The sequence below is a fragment of the Micromonospora fiedleri genome (assembly GCF_016774385.1).
GTDB classification, from domain to species: Bacteria; Actinomycetota; Actinomycetes; order Mycobacteriales; family Micromonosporaceae; genus Micromonospora; species Micromonospora gifhornensis.
Map to the genome: position 1 here is coordinate 141,477 of NZ_JAETXL010000004.1, position 20,130 is coordinate 161,606.

Here is a 20,130-nt window from a genome sequence, read left to right on the forward strand (position 1 = left end):
GGGATCTCGACGTGCAACTCGCCCTGGTACACGCGCGTTACCAACTGCTGGAGACCGTCCGCATCCCGGTCGCGATCTTCGGCAGCACCTTCTTCCCGGCCGCAGCGATGCTCTTCTTCGTGGTGCCCTTCGCCGGCAAGGACCCGGTCGGTGCCACCTACGCCACCGCCGCGATGGTCACCTTCTCGGTGATGAGCGCCAACATCTTCCAGTACGGCGTCGGTGTCGCCGAGGACCGTGACCAGCCCTGGAACCCGTACACCCGGACGTTGCCGGCCGGGTCGGCCCCGCGCTTCGCCGGCCGGGTCATGGCCGGGCTGGTCCTCACCTACCTCTCGCTGGTCCCCGTGGTGGTGATCGCCGCGACCCTGACCGAGGCCCGGATCGACCCGGCGTCGTTCCTGCTGGCCCTGGTCACCGTCACCGTCATCTCCGTGCCGTTCACCCTGATGGGGCTGACCATCGGGTACTCGCTGCCCAGCAAGGCGGCGATCGTGGTGGCGCAGCTCGTCTTCTTCCCGCTCGCCTTCGGTGGTGGCCTGCTCTCCGCCCCGGATCAGGCACCCGGTTTCATCGAGGCGATCGCGCCGTACCTGCCCACCCGGGGTGCGGTGGAGCTGATGTGGGCGGCGGTCGGCGACTACTCGGTCAACCTGCTCTCCCTGGTCATGCTCGGTGTCTGGGTGGTGGTGCTGGCCGCCCTGGCCGCCTGGGCGTACCGCCGGGACGAGGGTCGCCGGTTCAGCTGACGTTCCCCCGGTTTCCGGCCCGGATCATGCTCCGGCGGTGCCACGATGCCGGTGAGGGGTGGTCGGGCGACGGCCACCACCGGGGTCGAGGGGGGTAGCAGTGGCCAGCGTCCCGTCGGGCACGCCGTGCTGGGCCGACCTGGCCACGCCAGGGCTCGACCGGGCCCGGCGGTTCTACCCGGAACTGTTCGGCTGGACCGGGCGGGTGGACCCCGAACCCGAGGCGGGCGGCTACACGACCTTCCAGCTCGACGGCCGGGCCGTCGCCGGGGTGGGGCCGCCGGCCGTACCGGACCAGGTGCCGATCTGGTCGACGTACGTCGCCACCGACGACGCCGACCTGGTCACCGGGCGGGTGGAGCGAGCCGGTGGGCAGGTGGTCGTACCGCCGTTCGAGGTCTTCGACCGAGGTCGGATGGCGGTCTTCAGCGACCCGGCCGGTGCCGCGTTCAGCGTCTGGCAGCCGATGGCGTTCTCCGGCGCCGAGGTCTTCGACGTACCCGGCGCGATGTGCTGGACCGAACTGGTCACCCCCGATCCGGACGGCGCGCGGATCTTCTACGAGCTGGTCTTCGGGTGGCAGCCCGAGGAGGAGCCGATGGGGCAGACTTCGTACACCGGTTGGCGGCTCGGCGACCGGATGGTGGCCGGCATGATGCCCCCGCGCGAGGAGGCGTTCGCCGCCGACTCCCCCGCCTACTGGACGCTCTACTTCTCGGTCGCCGACGCCGACGCCACGGCCGCCCGCGCCGCTGAACTCGGCGGCACCATCCTCGTCCCACCCCGCGACATCCCCGCCGGCCGCGTCACCGCCCTCCGCGACCCCGACGGCGCCCTCTTCTCCCTGATCGCCCTAACCCCCTGACCCACCCCCCGCCACGCGACCCCAACCCGCGCCACGCCACGCCACGCCACGCGATCTTGCCCCGCCGCCCACCAGCCCGTCGATCTTGCTCTTTTGGTCCCCGATCTGCCCCTCATATCCCTTATGCCCCGACCAAAACTGCAAGATCGCGGGGCCCGGGGCGCGCGGGCCCGGGGCGCGCGGGGGTGGGGCGCGCGGGGGTGGGTCAGGGGTGGGAGGGGCGGGTGGGGAGGACGAGGGGGCCGTGGGGGCCGGGGATGACGGTGACGTGGGCGCGGTAGTGGTGGGAGAGGAGGTCTTCGGTCAAGACCTGGTCGGGGGTGCCGGTGGCGGCGATGCGGCCGTTCGCGAGCAGCACCATGCGGTCGGCGTACTCGCCGGCGATGGAGAGGTCGTGCATGGTGGCCAGCACGGTCAGGCCCTCGGTACGGCGCAACTGGTCGACCAGTTCCAGCACCTCCTGCTGGTGGCCGATGTCCAGCGCGCTTGTGGGCTCGTCGAGCAGCAGCAGGGTGGCGCCCTGGGCCAACGCCCGAGCGAGGAAGACCCGCTGGCGTTCCCCGCCGGAGAGGGTGGCCAGTTCACGGCCGTGGAACCCGTCGAGGTCCAGCCGGTCCAGCAGTTCGTGCACGACGGCCAGGTCGGTGGCGGACTCCCGACCCAGCGGCGGGATGTACGGGTTACGGCCGAGCAGTACGTAGTCGAGCACCGCCATCCCGGGCGGTACGACCGGGGACTGGGCCACCGTGGCCACCACCCGGGCCCGTTCCCGACGTCGCAGGTCGCGCAGGGGCGTACCGAAGAGGTGGACCGCGTCCGGTGCGGGCAGCAGGCCGCCGACGGCGCGCAGCAGGGTCGATTTGCCGGCGCCGTTCGGACCGATCACGGTGACCCACTCGCCGGAGCGCACGGTCAGGTCGATGCCGGCGAGGATCGGCACCCCGTCGAGTTTGACCTGCAGACCACGCACCTCGACGGCAGGCGGGTCGGGCGGGGTCATGTCAGCACCCTTCGAGCGGTACGCAGCACGAGGACGAAGAACGGCCCGCCGAGCAGCGCGGTGACCACCCCGATCGGGATCTCCTGCGGCGCGGCGGCGGTCCGGGCCACCACGTCGGTCAGGGCCAGGAATGCCCCGCCGAACAGCAGGGACAGCGGAAGGATCACCCGGTAGCTCGACCCGGCCAGCATCCGTACGGTGTGCGGCACGATGATGCCGACGAAGCCGATCAGGCCGGAGGCGGAGACCGCGGCGGCGGTGCCCAGCGAGGCGGCGGCGATCAGCAGGTACCGCGACCGTTGCGGGTGCAGGCCGAGGCTGGCCGCCTCGTCGTCACCGACCGAGAGCACGTCCAACTCCCGCCGGTGCAGCAGCACGATCACCGTGGTGATCAGGAAGTACGGCAGGACCAGTCGGACGTCCTGCCAGCCGGCGGTGGCCAGCCGCCCGAGCAGCCAGGAGTAGACGGCCTGGATGCTGTCCGCGTTGCGTTGCAGCAGGTACGTCTGCCCGGCGGAGAGGAACGCCGAGACGGCCACCCCGGCCAGGATCAGCGCGGCGGGCGAGCGACTGCGTCCACCGGCCGCACCGAGCAGGTAAGTCATGATCACCGCACCGAGCGAGCCGACGAAGGCGGCAAGCGGAATGGTGGGCGGCAGGCCGGTCAGCGCGCCGCCCGCCCCGACGCCACCGATGGTCAGCACGACGGTGACCGCCAGCCCCGCTCCCGCGGCCACCCCGAGCAGGTACGGGTCGGCCAGCGGGTTGCGGAACACCCCCTGGTAGGCGCCGCCGGCCAGGGCGAGCAGCCCACCGACCAGCAGTCCGAGCACCACCCGGGGCAACCGCAGCTCGGTGACGATGGCGACTTCCCGCTCGGTCAGTCCACTGTCGAGGTGCACCCCGGGCAGCAGGTTGAGCAGTTCGAGCGCGACACTGCCGGGGGGCAGGCTGACCGGGCCGAGTGAGACACCGGCGACGACCGCGACGAGTACGGCGACGACACCGGCGGCGAGCCAACGTTTCCGCAGGCCCGCCGGCCGGGTCGCGGGCGAGACGGACGGTCCCCTTTTCAACGCCTGGCGCATGGGGAGGGTCCCTGTCAACGCCTGCCGTTCGTCACTTCTCGGCCTTGGTGGTGGCGTCCACGATGGCGCGCAGCAGGTCCACCACGCGCGGGCCCCAGCGGGAGGCGATGTCGTCGTCGAGTTCCACGATCTGGCCCTCGCGTACGGCGTTGATGCCCGCCCAGCCGCTGCGCGCCGAGACGGTCGCGGCGTTCTGCTGGCAGCACTTGACGTCGGAGAGGAAGACGAAGTCCGGGTTGGCCGCGACGATCATCTCCTGGGAGAGCTGCGGGTAGCCGCCGCTCTTGCCGTCCGCGTCGGCCGCGTCGGCGATGTTCTCCAGGCCGGCGAGGGAGTAGATCGAGCCGATGAAGGTCTTGCTGGTGACGGTGTACAGCTCCGGGCCCAGCTCGTGGAAGTAGGTGGGTGCCTGAACCCGCTGCGGCACCTCGGCGACGATCTTCGCGATGTCGTCCTTCATCCGCTGCACGACGTCGGCGCCGGCGGTGGCGTTGCCGGTGAGCACGCCCAGGTCGGTGATCTGCTGGTACGTGTCGTCGAGCGTCTGCGCCGCGGGGGTCAGGTAGACCGGGATCTTCAGCGCCGCCAGCTGGTCGACGATCTTGTTCCGGTCGTCGCTGATCACCACCAGGTCAGGGTTCTTGGCGGCGATCGCCTCGGCGTTGGGCTGGTAGCCGGACAGGTCCGTCTTCGGCGCGTCGGCCGGGTGGTTGGACTGGTCGTCGACCGCGACGACCTGCGGGCCGGCGCCGACCGCGAAGAGCATCTCGGTGGCGGTCGGCGCCAGCGAGACGATCTTGTCGGGACGCTGTTCCAGGGTCAGCGACCCGACGGTGACGGGAAAGGCGCCGCCGGCCGGGCTGCCGCTGGCCGTGGGGGTCTCGGTGGTCTTCTCGGCGCAGGCACCGAGCGCCAGCGCGGCCACCGCGAGGGTGGCGGCGAGAATCCGGGGGGTACGTCTGAACATCGGTCCTCCTGTCGGTCGAGGAGTGTGGTGCTTCGCCGACAGGGAGCCACCGGCACCCGTGGGCGAGGCGCCCTTCCTCGAGAGCGCGTGTCGCGACCGCGCCACAGGCGACCTGGCTCGTCCCCCACTCGGGGGGCATCACAGTTGCGGGACAGCGCCGGTTTCACACCGACTTCGCTGTGGCGGGTCGGTAGAACCGTAGCGCACGCCCGGTGGCCGCCCCGCCGAGCCGTGGGGAGCGGCCACGTGGGTCGGCTCGACGTCGAGCCGACCCACGCATCTGGTACCCGAGTCAACTGCTGAGGACGGGGCCCCGCGCGAGGGGGTTGTGGCGGGGCCCCGTCGGTTCAGGAGGCGGTGATGGTGACGTTGTCCACAGCCGCCTCGACCAGGCTGGCCGTCGAGGCGTCCGCAGCCTCCACCAGGATCCTGATCGACTGTCCCGCGTACGGGGTGAGGTTGAGGTTCGAGGTGGTCCAGGCGCCGTTGCGGTTGCTGGCCGCACCGGCCTGGCTGAGCAGGGTCGTGGTGCCGCCGTTGTGCACCACGCTGACCCGGAGGTAGTCGGCCGACGACGAGTTCGAGCCGTGGGCCAGGTACCAGGCCAGGGAGAGCGTCAACGTGCCGCTCGACGGCAGGGTGATCGCCGGGGAGCGGGCGCTGGTCACGCCGCCGTCCACGTCGTAGTCACCGGCTGCCGAGCCGGCGAGCCGGCCGGTGACCAGGTCGTTGCTGCCGGCGTACGGGGTGAGCTGCTTGGCCCCGCTGGAGTTGGTGGCCTGGGCGGCGCCCCGCTCGAACTGGCCCGACGTCGCGGTGTCGGTGCCGTTGGGGTTGATCGTCCAGCCGGTGTTGGTCTCGAAGGTGTCCGACCAGACAGTCGTACCGCCGCTGCCACCGCCGCAGTACTGGGCCTGCTTGTTGATCGCCCGGTACGGGCAGTCGGCGTACTCGGCGAGCAGGAGCACCGCCTCACGGTTACGCGAGGTCTGCTGCGGGATCACCTCGTCGGGCGGGTAGAAGCCGCCGCCGGAGGCCGAGCGCGGGTACAGCTCGAAGGTGTACGCCCAGATGCCGTGCACCGCCCACATCCAGTCGATGCTGCTGCCGTCGGTGATGTACAGGTCACTGGACTGCTGCGGGGTGAAGTTGTTGGTCGCGGCCATCTGCCGACCGATGGTGGCGAAGGTGTTGTACTGGTCGGCGTTCATCCCGGTGGCGGTGTCGTTGTAGGTGTAGCCGTACGGCCAGAGCACCAGCTCGGAGTAGGTGTGGAAGTCGATGTTGGCCTTGATCTGCTGCACTCCGCCGACGACCCGGCTGTTGACGAAGTTGCGCAGCGCCTGGGTCTCCGGGGCGGAGAAGGCCGACGGACCCCGGTAGGTGTCCGACGAGGTCGAGCTGGACGAACCGCCGCAGCAGCCCCAGTTGTAGCTCCAGTTGCGGTTGAGGTCCGTGCCGACGTACGACGATCCGCTGTTGGGTTGGCGGTTCTTGCGCCAGGACCGGTAGGAGCCGGTGGCGATGTCGTACTCGCTGCCGTCCGGGTTGACCGACGGCACGATCCAGATCTCCCGGTTGTTGACCAGGTTGGTGATCCGGGAGTCCGAGCCGTAGCTGTCGGTGAAGAGGTTCATCAGGTAGATGGCCATCTCGACGGTCAGGTGCTCACGGGCGTGCTGCTGCGAGTTGAACAGGATCTCCGGCTCGTTCTCGTCAGTGGCGACGTTGTCGGAGATCTTGATCGCGACCAGGTCCCGACCCTCGTACGAGGTGCCGATGCTGATCTTGCGGGCGATCGCCGGGTGGTCCGCGACGACCTTGTTGACCACGGCGACCATCTCGGCGTAGTCGTGGTAGTTCGCGTCGGCCGGCGGGAAGGCCAGGGCGCCGACGTCCCCGTGGTCATGCCCACGGTCGGTCGGCGGCGCGGCGATCGGCTCCAACGTGAAACCGAGCCGGGTGATCGCGGCAGCCTCGGCACGGGTGGCCGAGATGTGCAGCACCCCGTGCTCGGAGTAGTCGATCGCGGCGCCGGTGCGGGCGACCGCGGTGCGGTCGGCAAGCGTACGCGGACCGAGCACCCGGTAGGGCGCGGCAGCCGGCTGTTCATCCCGGTCCGGTGCGGGTCGGGCGGAGACCGGTGGTGCGGAGAGTGCGAGCAGGCCGAGACCGGCGGCGACGATCATCGCCAGCGTCCGGCGGACAGGGATGGATCGGAAGGCCATGGACAACCTCCTGGAGGCGCGGGTTTTCCCGCTCGGTAGCGGCCAGCCCACCACCGGTCACATGGTCATATCAACATCGATCGCTGTTTCGCCCATCCCAACCTGATCCTCACGTCGGCAACATGGTTCCGCCGACGGATGCTCGACGACGCCGAGCGCCTGCTCAGGCCGACGGACCGCGCCCGGAATCGGAGCCGCCCGGCTGCTCGGTCGAGGAACCGGCGTCACCGGTGGCCCGGTCGGTCGAGGTGCCGGCGTCACCGGTGGCGGCCTGGTCGTCGCCGGCCAGGGCGGAGCGCAGTTGCTCCTTCTCGGCACGGCGTCGTTCGGCGGCGGCGGCCATCTCCTCGGCCATCTCGTCACGCCAGCCCTTGAGCAGGAAGAACGACAGAGCGGCGGAGAACAGCAGCGCCACGATCAGCTTCAGGAAGATGTCGATGTCGACCGGCCAGAGGGCCGCCACCACGACCGCGAACAACCCGACCCGGCCGAGTGTGTACTTGACCGCCGCACTCACGTTCATCCACTCCGCTCGTTCACGTCGCCATGTGCGTTCCGACCAGCCCACCCCGGGCGGTCACCCGATCCGGATCAGCTCGTCCGGTTGACCAACCAGCGCACGCCGGGGAACCAGACCAGCGCGTAGACCACGGTAAAGGTCACCGCGGCCAACCCGCCGGACGCCAGCGGCGGCAGCCCGGTCGCGAGCCCGGCCACCAGCAGCCCGGACACCACCGCCACCGCGACGGCCACCAACGCGGCCACCACCCGGGGGGCACCGAACTCCCAGGACCGGAAGTCCTCCCAGAAGAGCCAGGCGGGCAGGATCACCGCCAGCCAGCCGTTGGCCTGGCCGAAATCACCGGCACCGAACCAGGCGAAGGCCCCGTCGAAGAGCACCAGCACCAGCATCCCGATGACCGCACCGGCCAGCGCCACGCCGATCAGGTCACCCAGGTGTTGGATGCGCCCCTCGGCGTCCCGCCGGGGAAAGGTGCTCTGCTGCTCGCTCATCTCGCAGACGAGGGTACGCGAGCCGGGTCGACGCCCTCGCGCTGGCCAGCGCGAGGGCACCGGCCGACGCGTCGAGAGGTCAGGCCCAGACCTGCTGCGGCTCGGCCCGACGCTGCGCCAGGGTCGGCGCGGCGTCGTACTCGCGGACCACCTCGTAGCGGGTGTTGCGCTCGACCGGGCGGAAACCGGCGTCCCAGATCATGTGCAGCAGGTCGTCGCGGTGCATGGTGTTCGGCGTGCCGTACGAGTCGGCGTCGTGGGTGATCTTGTATTCCACGACGGAGCCGTCCAGGTCGTCCACCCCGAAGTTGAGCGACAACTGAGCCACCGAGAGCCCGTGCATCACCCAGAAGCACTTGACGTGCGGGACGTTGTCGAACAGCAGCCGGGAGACCGCGAAGGTCTTCAGCGACTCGGCCGGCGAGGCCATCGTGGTGCGGGCCTGGATCCGGTTACGGATCTTGCCGTCCGCCGAGTCCACGAAGTCGTGCTGGTAGCGCAGCGGGATGAAGACCTGGAAACCGCCGGTCTCGTCCTGCAACTCGCGCAGCCGCAGCACGTGGTCGACCCGGTGCCGGGGCTCCTCGATGTGGCCGTAGAGCATCGTGGACGGCGTCTTCATGCCCTTGCTGTGGGCCAGCCGGTGGATCCGCGACCAGTCCTCCCAGTGGCAGGCGTGGTCGACGATGTGCTGCCGGATCTCCCAGTCGAAGATCTCCGCGCCACCGCCGGTCAACGACTCCAGACCGGCGTCCATCAGCTCGTCCAGGATCTCGTCGGCGCTCAGCCCGCTGATCTTCTCGAACCACTGCACCTCGGTGGCGGTGAACGCCTTGAGGTTGACCTTCGGCAGCGCGGCCTTCAGCTCACGCAGCACCTTGGGGTAGTAACGCCAGGGCAGGGTCGGGTGCAGGCCGTTGACGATGTGCAACTCGGTGAGCTGCTCGTCCTCCATCTCCTTGGCCTTGCGGACCGCCTCGTCGATGCGCATCGTGTACGCGTCCTTCTCGCCCGGCTTGCGCTGGAACGAGCAGTACGCGCAGCTCGCGCTGCACACGTTCGTCAGGTTGAGGTGCCGGTTGACGTTGAACATGACCCGGTCACCGTTGAGCTCGGTGCGCTTGTGGTGGGCCAGCCGCCCCAGCCAGGTCAGATCGTCACTGGCGTAGAGGGCGATGCCGTCCTCCCGGGTCAGTCGCTCGCCCGCGTACACCTTCGCTTCGAGCTCACGCTTGAGTCCGGCGTCCATCGAAAGCCCCGTCCCCTCCCAGTGCGGTCACGACCGGACCCCGGTCGCAATCCAGAGCCTACGTTGGGCACCCGGGCAGCTCACAGCGCCCTCTGCCGGACAGCACGCCGCTAATCGGACTCTCAGGCTTCTGTGACCCGCTCAGACATCGACACCGTCGTACCGGTGAGGTAAGACAGGGTGGGGGACGACACACCCTGGTACCGTCCCCGATCCGCCGCGTCCTCACCACGACGCGGTTGCAGCACCACCGGACGAGGAGCGCAATGGTCGACAGCGGGCATGGGCGACGGCAGCGGCGACGACCTCCGGTGATCTCACCGGTGCTCCGGCCGATGCTCTGGTCTGCGCTGCTCAGCGCCGTTGCCACCACCGTCCTCGCCGCACCGGCGTACGCCGAGCCGGGCGTGCCCGTCACGGTGCCCGACACCGGTTCCCGCCCGGTGGTCACCGGCCCGCTGCAACTGCCCGGCGGCACCCCGGCGACCGTCACCCCCGGTGTGATTCCCACGACCTCGACGCCCGGCGCCAGCGCCCTCGAACAGCAGATCAACGCCGCCGAGGCGCGGATCGGCGAGCTGGGCACCCAACTACTCGACCTCAAGCAGCAGCTCACCGAGGCCGAGACCCAGCAGGCGACCGCTGCGCGCGACCTGGAGTTCGCCCAGGCCGCGCTGCAACAGGCACAGCAGCGGGCCGACCAGGCCGCCGCCCAGGCGATCAAGGTCGACGCCGCCCTGCCCACCGCCGGCTTCGCTGCCGACCTGCTCGAACTGGACCTGCTCCGCCGGGTCAACCGCGGCGAACGGGCCGAACACGACACCGCACCGGCCGCCGGTGAGCTGGCCCGCGCGCAGTCCGACGCACAGGTCGCCACGCAGGCGCACACGGCGGCCGAGTCCCGGCTGCGCGGCGTCCAGGAGCAGCACACCGCGACCCAGAAGGCGCTGCGCGACGAAGAGGCCAAGCTGGTCAAGCTGCGCGAGCAGAACGCCACCCAGCTGGTCGAGCTGGCCCGCCAGCAGGAACGCGCCGAGCAGCAACTGGGCGCCGACTACCCCACCCAGTCGGCGGACGGGCTGGTCGCGCATCCCACCGCGCTGGCCGCCCTCGCGTACGCGCGCCGGCAACTGGGCGACCCGTACGTCTGGGGGGCCACCGGGCCCAACTCGTTCGACTGCTCGGGTCTGGTCTGGTCGGCGTACCGGTCGGCGGGCTACTACAAGTTGCCCCGGGTCGCCCGCGACCAGTACTACGCGACCAGGTCGCGCACCGTGTCGCGGTCCGCACTGCTCCCCGGCGACCTGGTCTTCTTCGCCAGCGGCAGCAGCTGGCGGACCATCCACCACATGGGGATGTACGTCGGCAACGGCAAGATGATCCATGCGCCGACCAGCGGTGACGTGGTGAAGATCTCGACCGTGCGCTGGTCCCGGCTCTACGCCGCGACGCGGGTGGTCGGTGCGGTGCCGGCTCCGTCGGTCACCCCCACCCCGACGCCCAAGCCCACACCCACGCCGAAGCCCACTCCGACCACGCCGAAGCCGACGCCCACCACGCCGAAGCCGACGCCGACCACGCCACGGCCCACCCCGACGACGCCGAACCCCACACCCACCCCGTCGGACACCCCGTCGCCCTCCGCCACGCCACCGGGCACCACCACACCGACTCCGACGTCGACGTCGTCGGGCACGCCCGGCGACAACGGCGACAGCGACGGCGGCGCCGACGACACCAGCCCGACCACGGCGGTGAGCAGCCTCGCTCCGCAGGAGAGCGTCTCGGCCACCCCGTCGGCGGCGGGCGGGCGCTGACGCGGCTGACTCCCGACCCACCGATCGACATCTGGCCGGCACCGTACGGCCTCACTCGGAACACTGTGCGCACTCCGGCTGTGCCATCCCGCCGGAATGTGGCACGGTGTCACTCAGGCACTCCCGGTCGCGTTGAGGATCCGGGTGCGAGCGTGGCGCGGAGGCACGGATGAGCGAGCACGAGGTTCCGGCGACAGCCGACTCTGGATCGACTCCCCCCGCCTCCGCCACACCGGCATCCGATGCCGCTGGCGCATCGGCTCCCGCCGCCTCCGCCGGCGAGCCGGCCCCGGGCGTCGCGCCCAGCACCGCAGCCGGGCCGCCGGCCTCGGCCAACCAGCCTGCGGTCGGACGGGCGGGTGTCCCCCGACCCGCCAGCAGGGAACCCGCCCTGCCCGCCCCACCAGCGGGGACCGCGCCCACGTCGCCGGCCGGCCCCACCGGCCCCACGTCGCCTGCTGGCGCTGCCGGAGTCGCATCGCCTCCCGCGGCAACCGGCCTCGCGTCGCCTCCCGGCGCAACCAGCCCTGCGTCGCCTGTTGGCGCAGCCGGAGTCGCGTCGCAGCCTGGCGCTACCGGAGTCGCTTCGCCTCCTGGCGCAGCCGCGGTCGTGTCACCTGCTGGCGTCGGCGGGGTGGGTGGACCGGTGCGGGCCAGCGTCCGGGTGCCGGGAATGAGTCGGGTGAGCGTCGACGAGGCGCAGGCCGCCGGTGCCGGCGGCAGGGGCTCCGGGGTGTACCGGTCGACGCCGGTCAGCCCCGAACCACCAGAGCCCGCCCAACCGCCGGAACCAGCCCAACCGCCAACTCCGCCGACGCCCGAGCCGGAGCCCGCGCCACGTCCGCCAGCACCGGTTCCACCGACACCGACCCCGCCGGTACCGGGGCCACCCTCACCACCGTCTCCGACCCCGCCGGTACCTGGTCCGCCCGCGCCGCCGTCTCCGGCGCCACCGATACCTGGCCCGCCCGCGCCGCCGGTACCGGGTCCACCCGTACCCCCGCCGCCGGTACCGGGTCCGCCTGTGCCGTATCCGCCGGGGCCGGTGCCTGCGCCGCCGCCCGCACCCCGGCCCTCGCCGCCACTGCCGGGGCCGCCGACGCCACCGCCGGCTCCGCCGATGCCGGCACCACCGCCTCCGCCGGGCCCGATGCCCGCGCCACCGTTCCCGCCCCCACCCGCATCCAGCGCGAGCGTGTCGTCGGGATCGGTTTCGCTACCAGCCGGGCGGATCACCGGAACTGCTCCGGGGGCGTCGGACCGAGCCTGCGGCACCACCGGCCCGGATTCCGCTGGCGCGGCACCGGTCGTACCGGCCCCTGCGCTGCCGGTCTGGCCCCCACCGGTCACTCCCACCGGACGCCGGGACGAGCCTGCCCCGAGTTCGCCGGGAGCGGCACCCCGGCAGTCGACCCGTCCGGGTCTGCTGCCGGCCGCTGCCCCCGCCGTCGAGCCGGCAGCCGGAACCGGTCCACGCCCGTCAACGTCCCCGTCCGCAGCCGCGCCGCACCCGGCGCCGGGCTCCTGGCGAGCAGCCGCGAGTGCCGGCGGTTCCGTCGCGAGCCCCCCGGCTACCGATCGATCAGTCACCGGCTCTCCGGCTACGCACGGATCCGTCGCGGGCTCCCCGGTGACGGGCGGCTCCGTCACGGGACCTCCGTTTGCGGGCGGCTCCGTCGCGGGGCCCTCGTTTGCGGGCGGCTTCGTCGGCGGGTCGTCAGCTGCGGGCGCCTCGGTCGCGGGGTCTGCGGTTGCGGGCGGATCCGTCGGGGGATCCTCGGTGACGGGCGGATCTCTCGGGGGACCTCCGGTTACGGGCGGATCCGTCGGGGGGTCCTCGGTAGCGGGGGGTCCGCCCGCTGCGCCGCGGGCCGGCGACGCCGATCTGAGCTCCTACTACGCCGGTGGCTCGGGCTCCGCGACGGTGGCCTTCCCGGCCGGGGAGCCGGACAATTCGGGCTCGTTGACCGGGCACATTCTGGCTCAGGGCTGGGCGGACAACGGCACCGAACGCTCCAGCAGCACCACTCGGGTAGTGATCGTGATGGCGGTCGCCCTGGTAATGCTCGTGGCGATCAGTGTGCTGGTCGTACTGGTCGCGAACAATGCGCTCAACGGTCTGCTGGAGTAACGACGATCGGTGGATCGACGGGTGAAACCGCCCACTACCCCCCGCCGACGTGGGTGACAGCTCGCCGGTCGCCGTACACTTGGGGCTGATCACTGACCCGGCGCGCTATCGTGCGCGCCTCTGGGCGTTCTTGCTGAAGATCCGGCGGCGTCGTGCCGCGGCGGGACATCGCAAATGTGCGCCCCGCTCGAAAGGCTTTTGTTGACCACCTCCGCTGTCTCCAGCACCCCGCTGTCCGCCCCAGACATCGACATCGACCCGGCCACGCCGTCGGCCGACGCTGCCGCCTCCGACGACTCGATCACCTTCGAGGCGCTGGGCCTGCCCGAGCCGCTCGTTCGGGCACTCGCCCGGCAGGGCATCACCACCCCGTTCGAGATCCAGCGCGCCACCGTGCCCGACGCCCTCGCCGGACGGGACGTGCTCGGCCGGGGGCAGACCGGTTCCGGCAAGACCCTCGCCTTCGGGCTGCCGCTGCTCGCCCGGATCGCCGACGGCGACCGGGCCCGGCCGTCCCGTCCGCGAGCCCTCATCCTGGTGCCCACCCGAGAGTTGGCCATGCAGGTCAACGACGCCCTGGCCCCGCTGGGTCGCACGATCGGCGTGTTCCTCAAGACCGCCGTGGGTGGGGTGCCCTACGACCGCCAGATCGATGCCCTGCGGCGCGGCGTCGAGGTCATGGTGGCCACGCCCGGCCGGCTCGCCGACCTGATCGAACGCGGCATCTGCAAGCTCGACGACGTGGAGATCACCGTCCTCGACGAGGCGGACCAGATGGCCGACATGGGCTTCCTGCCCGAGGTCACCGACTTGCTGGCGAAGACTCCCGCGCACGCGCAGCGGCTGCTCTTCTCGGCCACACTGGACGCCGATGTGGACGCGCTGGTGCAGCGCTTCATGACCGACCCGGTCACCCACTCCACCGCCCCGCCGACCGCGGCGGTGTCCACCATGGATCACCACCTGCTGCTCATCCCGCCGAGCGACAAGTTCCCGGTCACCGCGTCGATCGCGGCGCGCGCCGGTCGGACCATCGTGTTCGCCCGTACCCAACTCGGGGTGGACCGGCTGGTCAGCCAACTCGCGGCGGTCGGTGTGCGGGCCGGTGGGCTGCACGGCGGCAAGACCCAGCGGATGCGTACCCGCACCCTGGCCGAGTTCCGCGAGGGACGGACCAATGTCCTGGTCGCCACCGACGTGGCGGCCCGGGGCATCCACGTCGACGGGGTCACCCTGGTGCTGCACGTCGACCCGCCGAAGGACCCGAAGGACTACCTGCACCGCGCGGGCCGTACCGCCCGCGCCGGGGAGACCGGCGCGGTGGCCACGCTGGTCCTGCCCAAGCAGCGACGCACCACGCTGGCGATGCTGGAGAAGGCCGGGGTGCAGCCGGCGGAGACGCGGGTACGCGCCGGCGACCCCGCGTTGACCGAACTGACCGGGGCACGGGAGCCGAGCGGGGTGCCCGTACGCGACGAGCCGGAGGCTCCCCGCCGGAGCAGCCGGCCCGGCGGTCCCCGCCGCTTCGACGGCCCGACCACCGAGCGCCGCTACCGTGACCGCCCGGTCAGCGACCGCCGTTACGGCGACCAGCCCCGTGACGACCGCCGCTACGGCGACGCCGGACGCGGTGAACGCCGCTACGGCGACGACTCTCGGGGTACGGGTCGCTATGGCGACGACTCTCGGGGTACGGGTCGCTACGGGCATGACTCCCGGGGCACCGGCCGTAACGGGGACGACTCGCGGGGCACGGGCCGTAACGGGGACGACTCCCGAGGTGCGGGTCGCTACGGGGAGGACTCGGGGGGTGCGGGTCGCTACGGTGCGGACAGCCGGGGCGAGCGCAGCTACGGCGATTCGAGCCGCAGTGAGCGCAGCTACGGCGGTCCCGCGCGGGGCGAGCGCCGGTTCGGCGAGCCGGTCCGTGGCGAGCGTCGGTACGGCGACCGGCCGCGCTCGGATGGCCGGGGCCCGCAGGACCGGCTGCGGGAGGACTGGCGCGGGCCGAGTGGACGTTCCCGCGCGCGTACCTACTGACCGACGCAGCATCTAGGCAGCAACATCACGCTCGAACTGGGATCGAGTGGTCTCACGGTCAACCCGAGGCCACTCGATCCCGGATCGAGCATGATCAAGCCGGCCCGACGCCCGCTCAAGCCAGCCTCGTACACGATCCAGCAGCCCGAGCGCGATCAAGCAGCTCCACCGACCCGATCAGGCAGGGGTGGCGCGGGGGACTGGTGTTCGGTGCAAAGGCGGTGCCGTGCCTGGGCCGGGTGGCGTAACGTCCGATTCATGCCGACCATGTCGAAGTCGTTGCTGTGGACCCGGATCGACACCGCCGGTGCCGAACATGCCCTCGCTGATGACAGTCACGGCCTGGCGGCACACGGCACTCAGCTGGCCGCCGACCCGATCCCCTACACCTGCCGCTACCAGCTGCTGACCGACCCTCAGTGGGCGAGCGTCCGGGTCGAGGTCGAGGTCGAGGGGGCGGGCTGGCGGCGCAGCGTACGCCTGGAACGGGCCGCTGATCGATGGCGGGTGACCGCCGCCGAGCAGGGTGACCTGGACGCGGCCCTCGCTGCCGCCGGGCACGCGCCGGCCGGGCTGCCCGGCGTCGAGGATCCGGACCGGTTGGCCGACGCTCTCGACGTGGATCTGGGCGGCTCGCCGCTGTTCAACACGTTGCCGGTCCGCCGGCTCCGGCTGGCCGACCAGGCCGCCGACACGAGCTATCCGCTCACTGTGGTGTGGGTGCTGGTGCCGAGCCTGACGGTGCTGCCGGCCGAGCAGGTCTACACCGGGCTGGGCCCGACCCGGTTCCGGTACGCCAGCGGCGGCTTCAGCGCCGACATCGAGATGGACGCCGACGGCTTCGTCCGGCACTACCCAGGCCTGGCGCAGCTCTCCACGACCCGCTGACAACCCGCCGCCGCCCGACCGCTGAGCAGCAGCCGGAGCGAAAGCTCGACCCGCGCCAGGCCGAGCGAAAGCCAGCCCGAGCGAAAGCCAGCCCGAGCGAAAGCCAGCCCGAGCGAAAGCTAGGACGGCCAGCTGCCGTCGGTCAGGAAACGGTCGATCGTGGCCAGGTGGGGGGCCAGGTCGAGGCCCTGCGCGCTCACCCACTCGTCGGAGTAGTACGTGTCGGCGTACCTGTCGCCCGCGTCGCAGATCAGGGTGACCACCGAGCCGGTCCGACCGGCGGCCAGCAGCTCGGCGATCAGTCCGAAGGCGCCCCACAGGTTGGTGCCGGTCGAGCCGCCCACCTGTCGGCCCAGCACCGCCGAAGCGGCGCGCATGGCGGCCAGCGAGGCGGCGTCGGGTACCCGGATCATCCGGTCCACCACCGAGGGCAGGAACGACGGCTCCACGGTGGGCCGGCCGATGCCTTCGATCCGGGAGCCCTGTCCGGTGCGAACCGACCAGTCGGCCGCCTGCCAGGCGGGATAGAACGCCGAGTTCTCCGGGTCGACCACGCAGAGTTTGGTGGGCAGTCGCCGGTAGCGGGCGTACCTTCCGATTGTCGCGCTGGTGCCGCCGGTGCCGGCGCCGACGACGATCCAGGCCGGTACGGGATGGCGCTCCAGCGACAGCTGCGCGTAGATCGACTCGGCGATGTTGTTGTTGCCCCGCCAGTCGGTGGCGCGCTCGGCGTAGGTGAACTGGTCCATGTAGTGCCCACCGGAATCCTCGGCGAGCCAGCGCGCCTCGACCACCACCTTCGCCGGATCGTCGACCAGGTGGCACCGGCCGCCCTGGAACTCGATCTGCGCGATCTTCTCCGGCGAGGTGGAGGCGGGCATCACCGCGATGAAGGGCAGGTCCAGCATCCGGGCGAAGTACGCCTCGGAGACGGCGGTGGAGCCGGACGACGCCTCCACGATTGTGGTGTCCGGCCCGATCCAGCCGTTGCAGAGCCCGTAGAGGAACAGCGAGCGCGCCAGCCGATGCTTCAGCGATCCGGTCGGGTGGACCGACTCGTCCTTGAGGTAGAGGTCGATGCCCCAGCGCCGGGGCAGCGGGAACGGCAGCAGGTGGGTGTCGGCGGACCGGTTCGCGTCGGCCTCGACGGCGGCGATCGCCTCGGTCACCCACCGCCGGCTCGCCTCGTCACACCGATCGAGTTGAGTCACCGTCGGAACCTAGCAAGCGAGCCTGGGAGCTGGGAATTCAGGAGGAGGACGGGCCGACCGGCTGCGGACGGTTCTCCCACTTGGTCGACAGGGCGATGCTGGTACGGGTCGAGGCCACACCGGGCGTACGGTTCAGCCGTACGATCAACTGCTCCAGTTCGGCGATGGTGCTCACCCGGGCTTTGAGCAGGAACGACTCGACGCCGGCCATGAAGTAGCAGGACTCGATCTCCGGCATGGCGCGGATCGCCTCCAGCACGTCGTCGGTGTCTGCGCCGGAATCCTCGACCACGCTGATCAGGGCGGTCACGGCCAGGCCGATGGTCTCCGGCTCGACTTCGGCCCGGTAGGCCCGGATCACCCCGCCGGCTTCCAGCTTGCCGACGCGTTCGTGCACCGCGGGAGCGGAGAGGCCGACCTGGCGGGCGAGTTCGGCGTACGAGAGGCGGGCGTTGCCGCGGAGCAGGTCCACGAGGGCGAGGTCGATGGCGTCCACGGACTGTAGACCCTAGTCGGCACCGCGTGACAGCAGGACGCCGGCACCCGTTGCACATTACCGAGCGCGACAGTTCACATACCGAGGGTCCGAAGGGCGGGACGCCGGTACCATTACTAACTTCCCACTCAGTGCATTTTTCGCGTTTGGCGGACACGCCTGGTCGCTGGTGCTGTAATTGCCATACGTCCCTCATGACGGCTCTGGGCTCGCACCGGCCGGGGGCAGTGTGTTCAGCCGGGGGCTTCGTCGACGCGAGGAGGGGGCTGTGGACACTGGAGATCGCCTGCTGACACCGGGTGAGGTCGCCGCGCTGTTTCGGGTTGACCCGAAAACCGTGACGCGCTGGGCGGCAGCGGGCCGGATCGGCAGCATCCGGACTCCAGGAGGGCACCGCCGGTTTCGGGAATCCGAGGTGCGGGCCCTGCTTGAAGGGGAGGGCATGCTGGAAGAGGCGGACGAGATGGGCAGAGCGCGCAATGCGGGCCCAGCCGCCACGACCGGGCCAGGCCCGGCCAACGCCGGCATGTACTGAAGTGGTGCGGATCGAACGCGGGCCGGCTCGTCAGGTCCGGTCCGCGTTCAACGTTCCGGTCCAGCGGTGGAACAGGGTGTGTGGCACGCCGAGAGCGTCGAGCACCTTGCCCGCCACGAAATCCACCAGCTGCGCCGCGGAAGCGGCGGCGCCCGCACCGTAGAAGCCGGGACTTGCCGGCAGCACCACCGCGCCGGCATCGTGCAACGCGATCAGGTGTTCCAGGTGGCTGCGGGTCACCGGCGTCTCGCGCGGCACGACGACCACCTGCCGGCGCTCCTTGAGGTTGACCTCGGCGGCCCGCTGCAGCAGGTCTTTCGACAGCCCGATCGCGATGCCGGCGCAGGCCGCCGTGCTCGCGGGCACCACGGCCATGCCGCGCACCGGGTACGAACCGCTGCTGGGTCCGGCCGCCAGGTCACCGGCGGGCCAGTGCCGCACATCCGCGCCGTCCAGATCACGGCCGAGCCAGGCGGACAGATCCTCGGCCCAGTGTGCGTCGCGGAACGGACGTCCGGTCTCGTCGAGGATGGTCAACCGGGCGGCTCGGGAGACGATCAGGTCCACCGGCTGCCCGGCGTCGAGTAGCCCGCGTACCACCGCAGCCGCGTACGGCGTCCCCGACGCCCCGGACACCCCGACCACCCATGGTTCACGCATGCCTCCAGCCTGCCTGGTCGCTGCCGGCCGCCGGGCAGCCACCCCGGGGAACAGGCTGGTATCGACCCCGATGTCCGGCCGGGCACCGACGGCCGGCCACCACCTGGCATGCTGCCCGAGGCCGAACGCGTGGGCTCGCGCAGGCGTGGCTCGTGGGAGAGGATCCGGGATGGCTGATCACACCCTGCCGACGCGACACGCTGACGAGAACCGGCCCGTACGGATCGCCACCGACATCCTGCCGGCGTTACGCGATGCCTGTCCGGTGCCATCCCGACAGTCCCCGTACGCCGATGAAGCGCAGCGCTGGCTGATGGGCTGGCTGCCGCAGACCGGGCTGCCGCTCGACGAGCCGACGCGGCAACGGCTGGCCGGCGCCCGCTTCGCCCACTACGCCGGGCGGCTCTACCCGGACGCCACCGAGGCCGACCTGCGCGTACTGTCCGCGTTGTTCACCTGGTTCTTCCTGGTAGACGACGCCTGCGACGGGCCGGGCCGGCTCGAACTGGCCGAGATCCGCGGGTTGCGGGACGGCGCCGTACTGCTGCTGCAAGGTCGTTCCCGGCCGCGACATCCCGGGCTGCGCGGCCCGCTGCGCCGGTTGCTGGTCAACGCCTGGCGGGAACCGCACCGTCGGATGCCGACCCGTTGGCGGTTGCGCTTCGCCGACGCGGTGGCCCGGCACCTCGACGGCACCTGGCAGGAGGCGACGAACAAGTCCCGCGGTCACGCGCCCGGCGTCAGCGAGTACGTCGCGCTCCGCCGGGCCACCTCGGCGGCGGACGTCTCCTATCCGCTCGCCGAATTCGTAACCGGTCGACCGCTGCCCGACGCCGTCTACCATCATCCGTTGCTACGCGAGGTGCGCGACCTCGGCAACGACCTGCTCTCCTGGTACAACGACCTCGCCTCGCTGGCCTCCGACGCGGCCACCTCGGGCGGGCACAACCTCGTCCTGGCGACGGCCACCGAGCGTCAGGTGTCGGTGGATGACGCGGTCGAGGTGGTGACGCGACGCTGGCACGAGTCGATGCGACGGTTCGTCGACCGGCGCGCGGCGGTGCCGTCGTTCGGACCGGCGCTGGACGCGGCCGTCACCACCCATCTCGACGGGGTCTCCCACGCCGTCCGCGGCACCATCGACTGGACCCTCGAAAGCACCCGTTACACAGGCCTCGTCAACGCCGGGTGA

At 71.4% G+C, this 20,130-nt stretch carries 19 protein-coding genes and 1 riboswitch; of the genes, 8 read left to right on the plus strand and 11 right to left on the minus strand.

What is annotated here, in order from left to right; all coding sequences use genetic code 11:
- The first annotated feature begins 11 nt into the window (after positions 1 to 11).
- Both JMF97_RS11570 and JMF97_RS11575 read left to right on the plus strand, forming a co-directional pair.
- Positions 12 to 749: an ABC transporter permease gene (locus JMF97_RS11570; RefSeq protein ID WP_203221594.1), complete on the plus strand. Its 738-nt coding sequence runs from the start codon at positions 12 to 14 to the stop codon at positions 747 to 749.
- Positions 750 to 849: 100 nt separating this feature from the next.
- Positions 850 to 1,614: a VOC family protein gene (locus JMF97_RS11575; RefSeq protein ID WP_126712686.1), complete on the plus strand. Its 765-nt coding sequence runs from the start codon at positions 850 to 852 to the stop codon at positions 1,612 to 1,614.
- A 205-nt stretch (positions 1,615 to 1,819) separates the two neighbouring features.
- On the opposite strand, the gene JMF97_RS11580 is transcribed toward JMF97_RS11575, so the two are convergent.
- The 7 genes from JMF97_RS11580 to mqnE form a co-directional block, all read right to left on the minus strand.
- Entirely contained in the window at positions 1,820 to 2,614 is a 795-nt protein-coding gene (locus JMF97_RS11580; RefSeq protein WP_203221595.1) for an ABC transporter ATP-binding protein, read from the minus strand.
- Positions 2,611 to 3,702 (minus strand): FecCD family ABC transporter permease, encoded by a 1,092-nt coding sequence (locus tag JMF97_RS11585; RefSeq protein ID WP_203221596.1) that lies wholly within the window; start codon positions 3,700 to 3,702, stop codon positions 2,611 to 2,613. The genes JMF97_RS11580 and JMF97_RS11585 overlap by 4 nt, the downstream gene beginning before the upstream one ends.
- A gap of 31 nt (positions 3,703 to 3,733) precedes the next feature.
- The gene (locus JMF97_RS11590) at positions 3,734 to 4,669 is read right to left on the minus strand and encodes an ABC transporter substrate-binding protein (RefSeq protein WP_203221597.1); all 936 of its coding nucleotides are present in this window, start codon (positions 4,667 to 4,669) and stop codon (positions 3,734 to 3,736) included.
- Positions 4,670 to 4,754: 85 nt separating this feature from the next.
- Positions 4,755 to 4,888, minus strand: a riboswitch (cobalamin riboswitch).
- Between the two features lie 128 nt (positions 4,889 to 5,016).
- A complete protein-coding gene (locus tag JMF97_RS11595; protein WP_203221598.1) occupies positions 5,017 to 6,897 on the minus strand; it encodes a M14 family metallopeptidase in 1,881 nt (626 codons plus the stop codon).
- A gap of 163 nt (positions 6,898 to 7,060) precedes the next feature.
- The gene (locus JMF97_RS11600; RefSeq protein ID WP_203221960.1) at positions 7,061 to 7,414 is read right to left on the minus strand and encodes a DUF4229 domain-containing protein; all 354 of its coding nucleotides are present in this window, start codon (positions 7,412 to 7,414) and stop codon (positions 7,061 to 7,063) included.
- 74 nt (positions 7,415 to 7,488) lie between these two features.
- Positions 7,489 to 7,911, minus strand: a complete 423-nt coding sequence (locus JMF97_RS11605) for a hypothetical protein (protein ID WP_013730994.1) — start codon at positions 7,909 to 7,911, stop codon at positions 7,489 to 7,491.
- A gap of 79 nt (positions 7,912 to 7,990) precedes the next feature.
- The gene (gene mqnE, locus JMF97_RS11610) at positions 7,991 to 9,160 is read right to left on the minus strand and encodes an aminofutalosine synthase MqnE (RefSeq protein ID WP_013730993.1); all 1,170 of its coding nucleotides are present in this window, start codon (positions 9,158 to 9,160) and stop codon (positions 7,991 to 7,993) included.
- A 266-nt stretch (positions 9,161 to 9,426) separates the two neighbouring features.
- Between mqnE and JMF97_RS11615 the strand changes: the two genes are divergently transcribed.
- Entirely contained in the window at positions 9,427 to 10,977 is a 1,551-nt protein-coding gene (locus tag JMF97_RS11615; RefSeq protein ID WP_203221599.1) for a C40 family peptidase, read from the plus strand.
- 752 nt (positions 10,978 to 11,729) lie between these two features.
- Here JMF97_RS11615 and JMF97_RS11620 read toward each other — a convergent pair.
- Positions 11,730 to 12,161: a hypothetical protein gene (locus tag JMF97_RS11620; protein ID WP_203221600.1), complete on the minus strand. Its 432-nt coding sequence runs from the start codon at positions 12,159 to 12,161 to the stop codon at positions 11,730 to 11,732.
- Positions 12,162 to 12,940: 779 nt separating this feature from the next.
- On the opposite strand from JMF97_RS11620, the gene JMF97_RS11625 reads away from it, so the two are divergent.
- The 3 genes from JMF97_RS11625 to JMF97_RS11635 all read left to right on the plus strand — a co-directional run bounded on the left by JMF97_RS11625 (position 12,941) and on the right by JMF97_RS11635 (position 16,036).
- Positions 12,941 to 13,108: a hypothetical protein gene (locus JMF97_RS11625; protein ID WP_238359299.1), complete on the plus strand. Its 168-nt coding sequence runs from the start codon at positions 12,941 to 12,943 to the stop codon at positions 13,106 to 13,108.
- 201 nt (positions 13,109 to 13,309) lie between these two features.
- Positions 13,310 to 15,148, plus strand: a complete 1,839-nt coding sequence (locus JMF97_RS11630) for a DEAD/DEAH box helicase (RefSeq protein WP_238359231.1) — start codon at positions 13,310 to 13,312, stop codon at positions 15,146 to 15,148.
- Positions 15,149 to 15,406: 258 nt separating this feature from the next.
- The gene (locus tag JMF97_RS11635; RefSeq protein WP_203221602.1) at positions 15,407 to 16,036 is read left to right on the plus strand and encodes a putative glycolipid-binding domain-containing protein; all 630 of its coding nucleotides are present in this window, start codon (positions 15,407 to 15,409) and stop codon (positions 16,034 to 16,036) included.
- Between the two features lie 119 nt (positions 16,037 to 16,155).
- Here the strand turns inward: JMF97_RS11635 and cds1 are convergent, their stop codons facing one another.
- Positions 16,156 to 17,247 carry an L-cysteine desulfhydrase Cds1 gene (cds1, locus tag JMF97_RS11640; RefSeq protein WP_203221603.1) on the minus strand — a complete coding sequence of 364 codons (1,092 nt, stop codon included), beginning with the start codon at positions 17,245 to 17,247 and terminating at the stop codon, positions 16,156 to 16,158.
- A 37-nt stretch (positions 17,248 to 17,284) separates the two neighbouring features.
- Positions 17,285 to 17,743 carry an Lrp/AsnC family transcriptional regulator gene (locus JMF97_RS11645; protein WP_013730986.1) on the minus strand — a complete coding sequence of 153 codons (459 nt, stop codon included), beginning with the start codon at positions 17,741 to 17,743 and terminating at the stop codon, positions 17,285 to 17,287.
- A 268-nt stretch (positions 17,744 to 18,011) separates the two neighbouring features.
- On the opposite strand from JMF97_RS11645, the gene JMF97_RS11650 reads away from it, so the two are divergent.
- Positions 18,012 to 18,278, plus strand: a complete 267-nt coding sequence (locus JMF97_RS11650) for a BldC family transcriptional regulator (protein WP_203221604.1) — start codon at positions 18,012 to 18,014, stop codon at positions 18,276 to 18,278.
- Between the two features lie 30 nt (positions 18,279 to 18,308).
- On the opposite strand, the gene JMF97_RS11655 is transcribed toward JMF97_RS11650, so the two are convergent.
- A complete protein-coding gene (locus tag JMF97_RS11655) occupies positions 18,309 to 18,938 on the minus strand; it encodes a UbiX family flavin prenyltransferase (protein ID WP_013730984.1) in 630 nt (209 codons plus the stop codon).
- Between the two features lie 169 nt (positions 18,939 to 19,107).
- Between JMF97_RS11655 and JMF97_RS11660 the strand changes: the two genes are divergently transcribed.
- Entirely contained in the window at positions 19,108 to 20,130 is a 1,023-nt protein-coding gene (locus JMF97_RS11660) for a terpene synthase family protein (RefSeq protein WP_238359232.1), read from the plus strand.

Coding starts and splice junctions, on each gene's coding strand:
- mqnE (WP_013730993.1), bottom strand. CDS start 9,160: ATGGACGCCGGACTCAAGCGTGAGCTCGAAGCGAAGGTGTACGCGGGC.
- JMF97_RS11595 (WP_203221598.1), bottom strand. CDS start 6,897: ATGGCCTTCCGATCCATCCCTGTCCGCCGGACGCTGGCGATGATCGTC.
- JMF97_RS11605 (WP_013730994.1), bottom strand. CDS start 7,911: ATGAGCGAGCAGCAGAGCACCTTTCCCCGGCGGGACGCCGAGGGGCGC.
- JMF97_RS11635 (WP_203221602.1), top strand. CDS start 15,407: ATGCCGACCATGTCGAAGTCGTTGCTGTGGACCCGGATCGACACCGCC.
- JMF97_RS11590 (WP_203221597.1), bottom strand. CDS start 4,669: ATGTTCAGACGTACCCCCCGGATTCTCGCCGCCACCCTCGCGGTGGCC.
- JMF97_RS11660 (WP_238359232.1), top strand. CDS start 19,108: ATGGCTGATCACACCCTGCCGACGCGACACGCTGACGAGAACCGGCCC.
- JMF97_RS11580 (WP_203221595.1), bottom strand. CDS start 2,614: ATGACCCCGCCCGACCCGCCTGCCGTCGAGGTGCGTGGTCTGCAGGTC.
- JMF97_RS11585 (WP_203221596.1), bottom strand. CDS start 3,702: ATGCGCCAGGCGTTGAAAAGGGGACCGTCCGTCTCGCCCGCGACCCGG.
- JMF97_RS11655 (WP_013730984.1), bottom strand. CDS start 18,938: ATGCGTGAACCATGGGTGGTCGGGGTGTCCGGGGCGTCGGGGACGCCG.
- JMF97_RS11615 (WP_203221599.1), top strand. CDS start 9,427: ATGGTCGACAGCGGGCATGGGCGACGGCAGCGGCGACGACCTCCGGTG.
- JMF97_RS11620 (WP_203221600.1), bottom strand. CDS start 12,161: ATGCGGGTGGGGGCGGGAACGGTGGCGCGGGCATCGGGCCCGGCGGAG.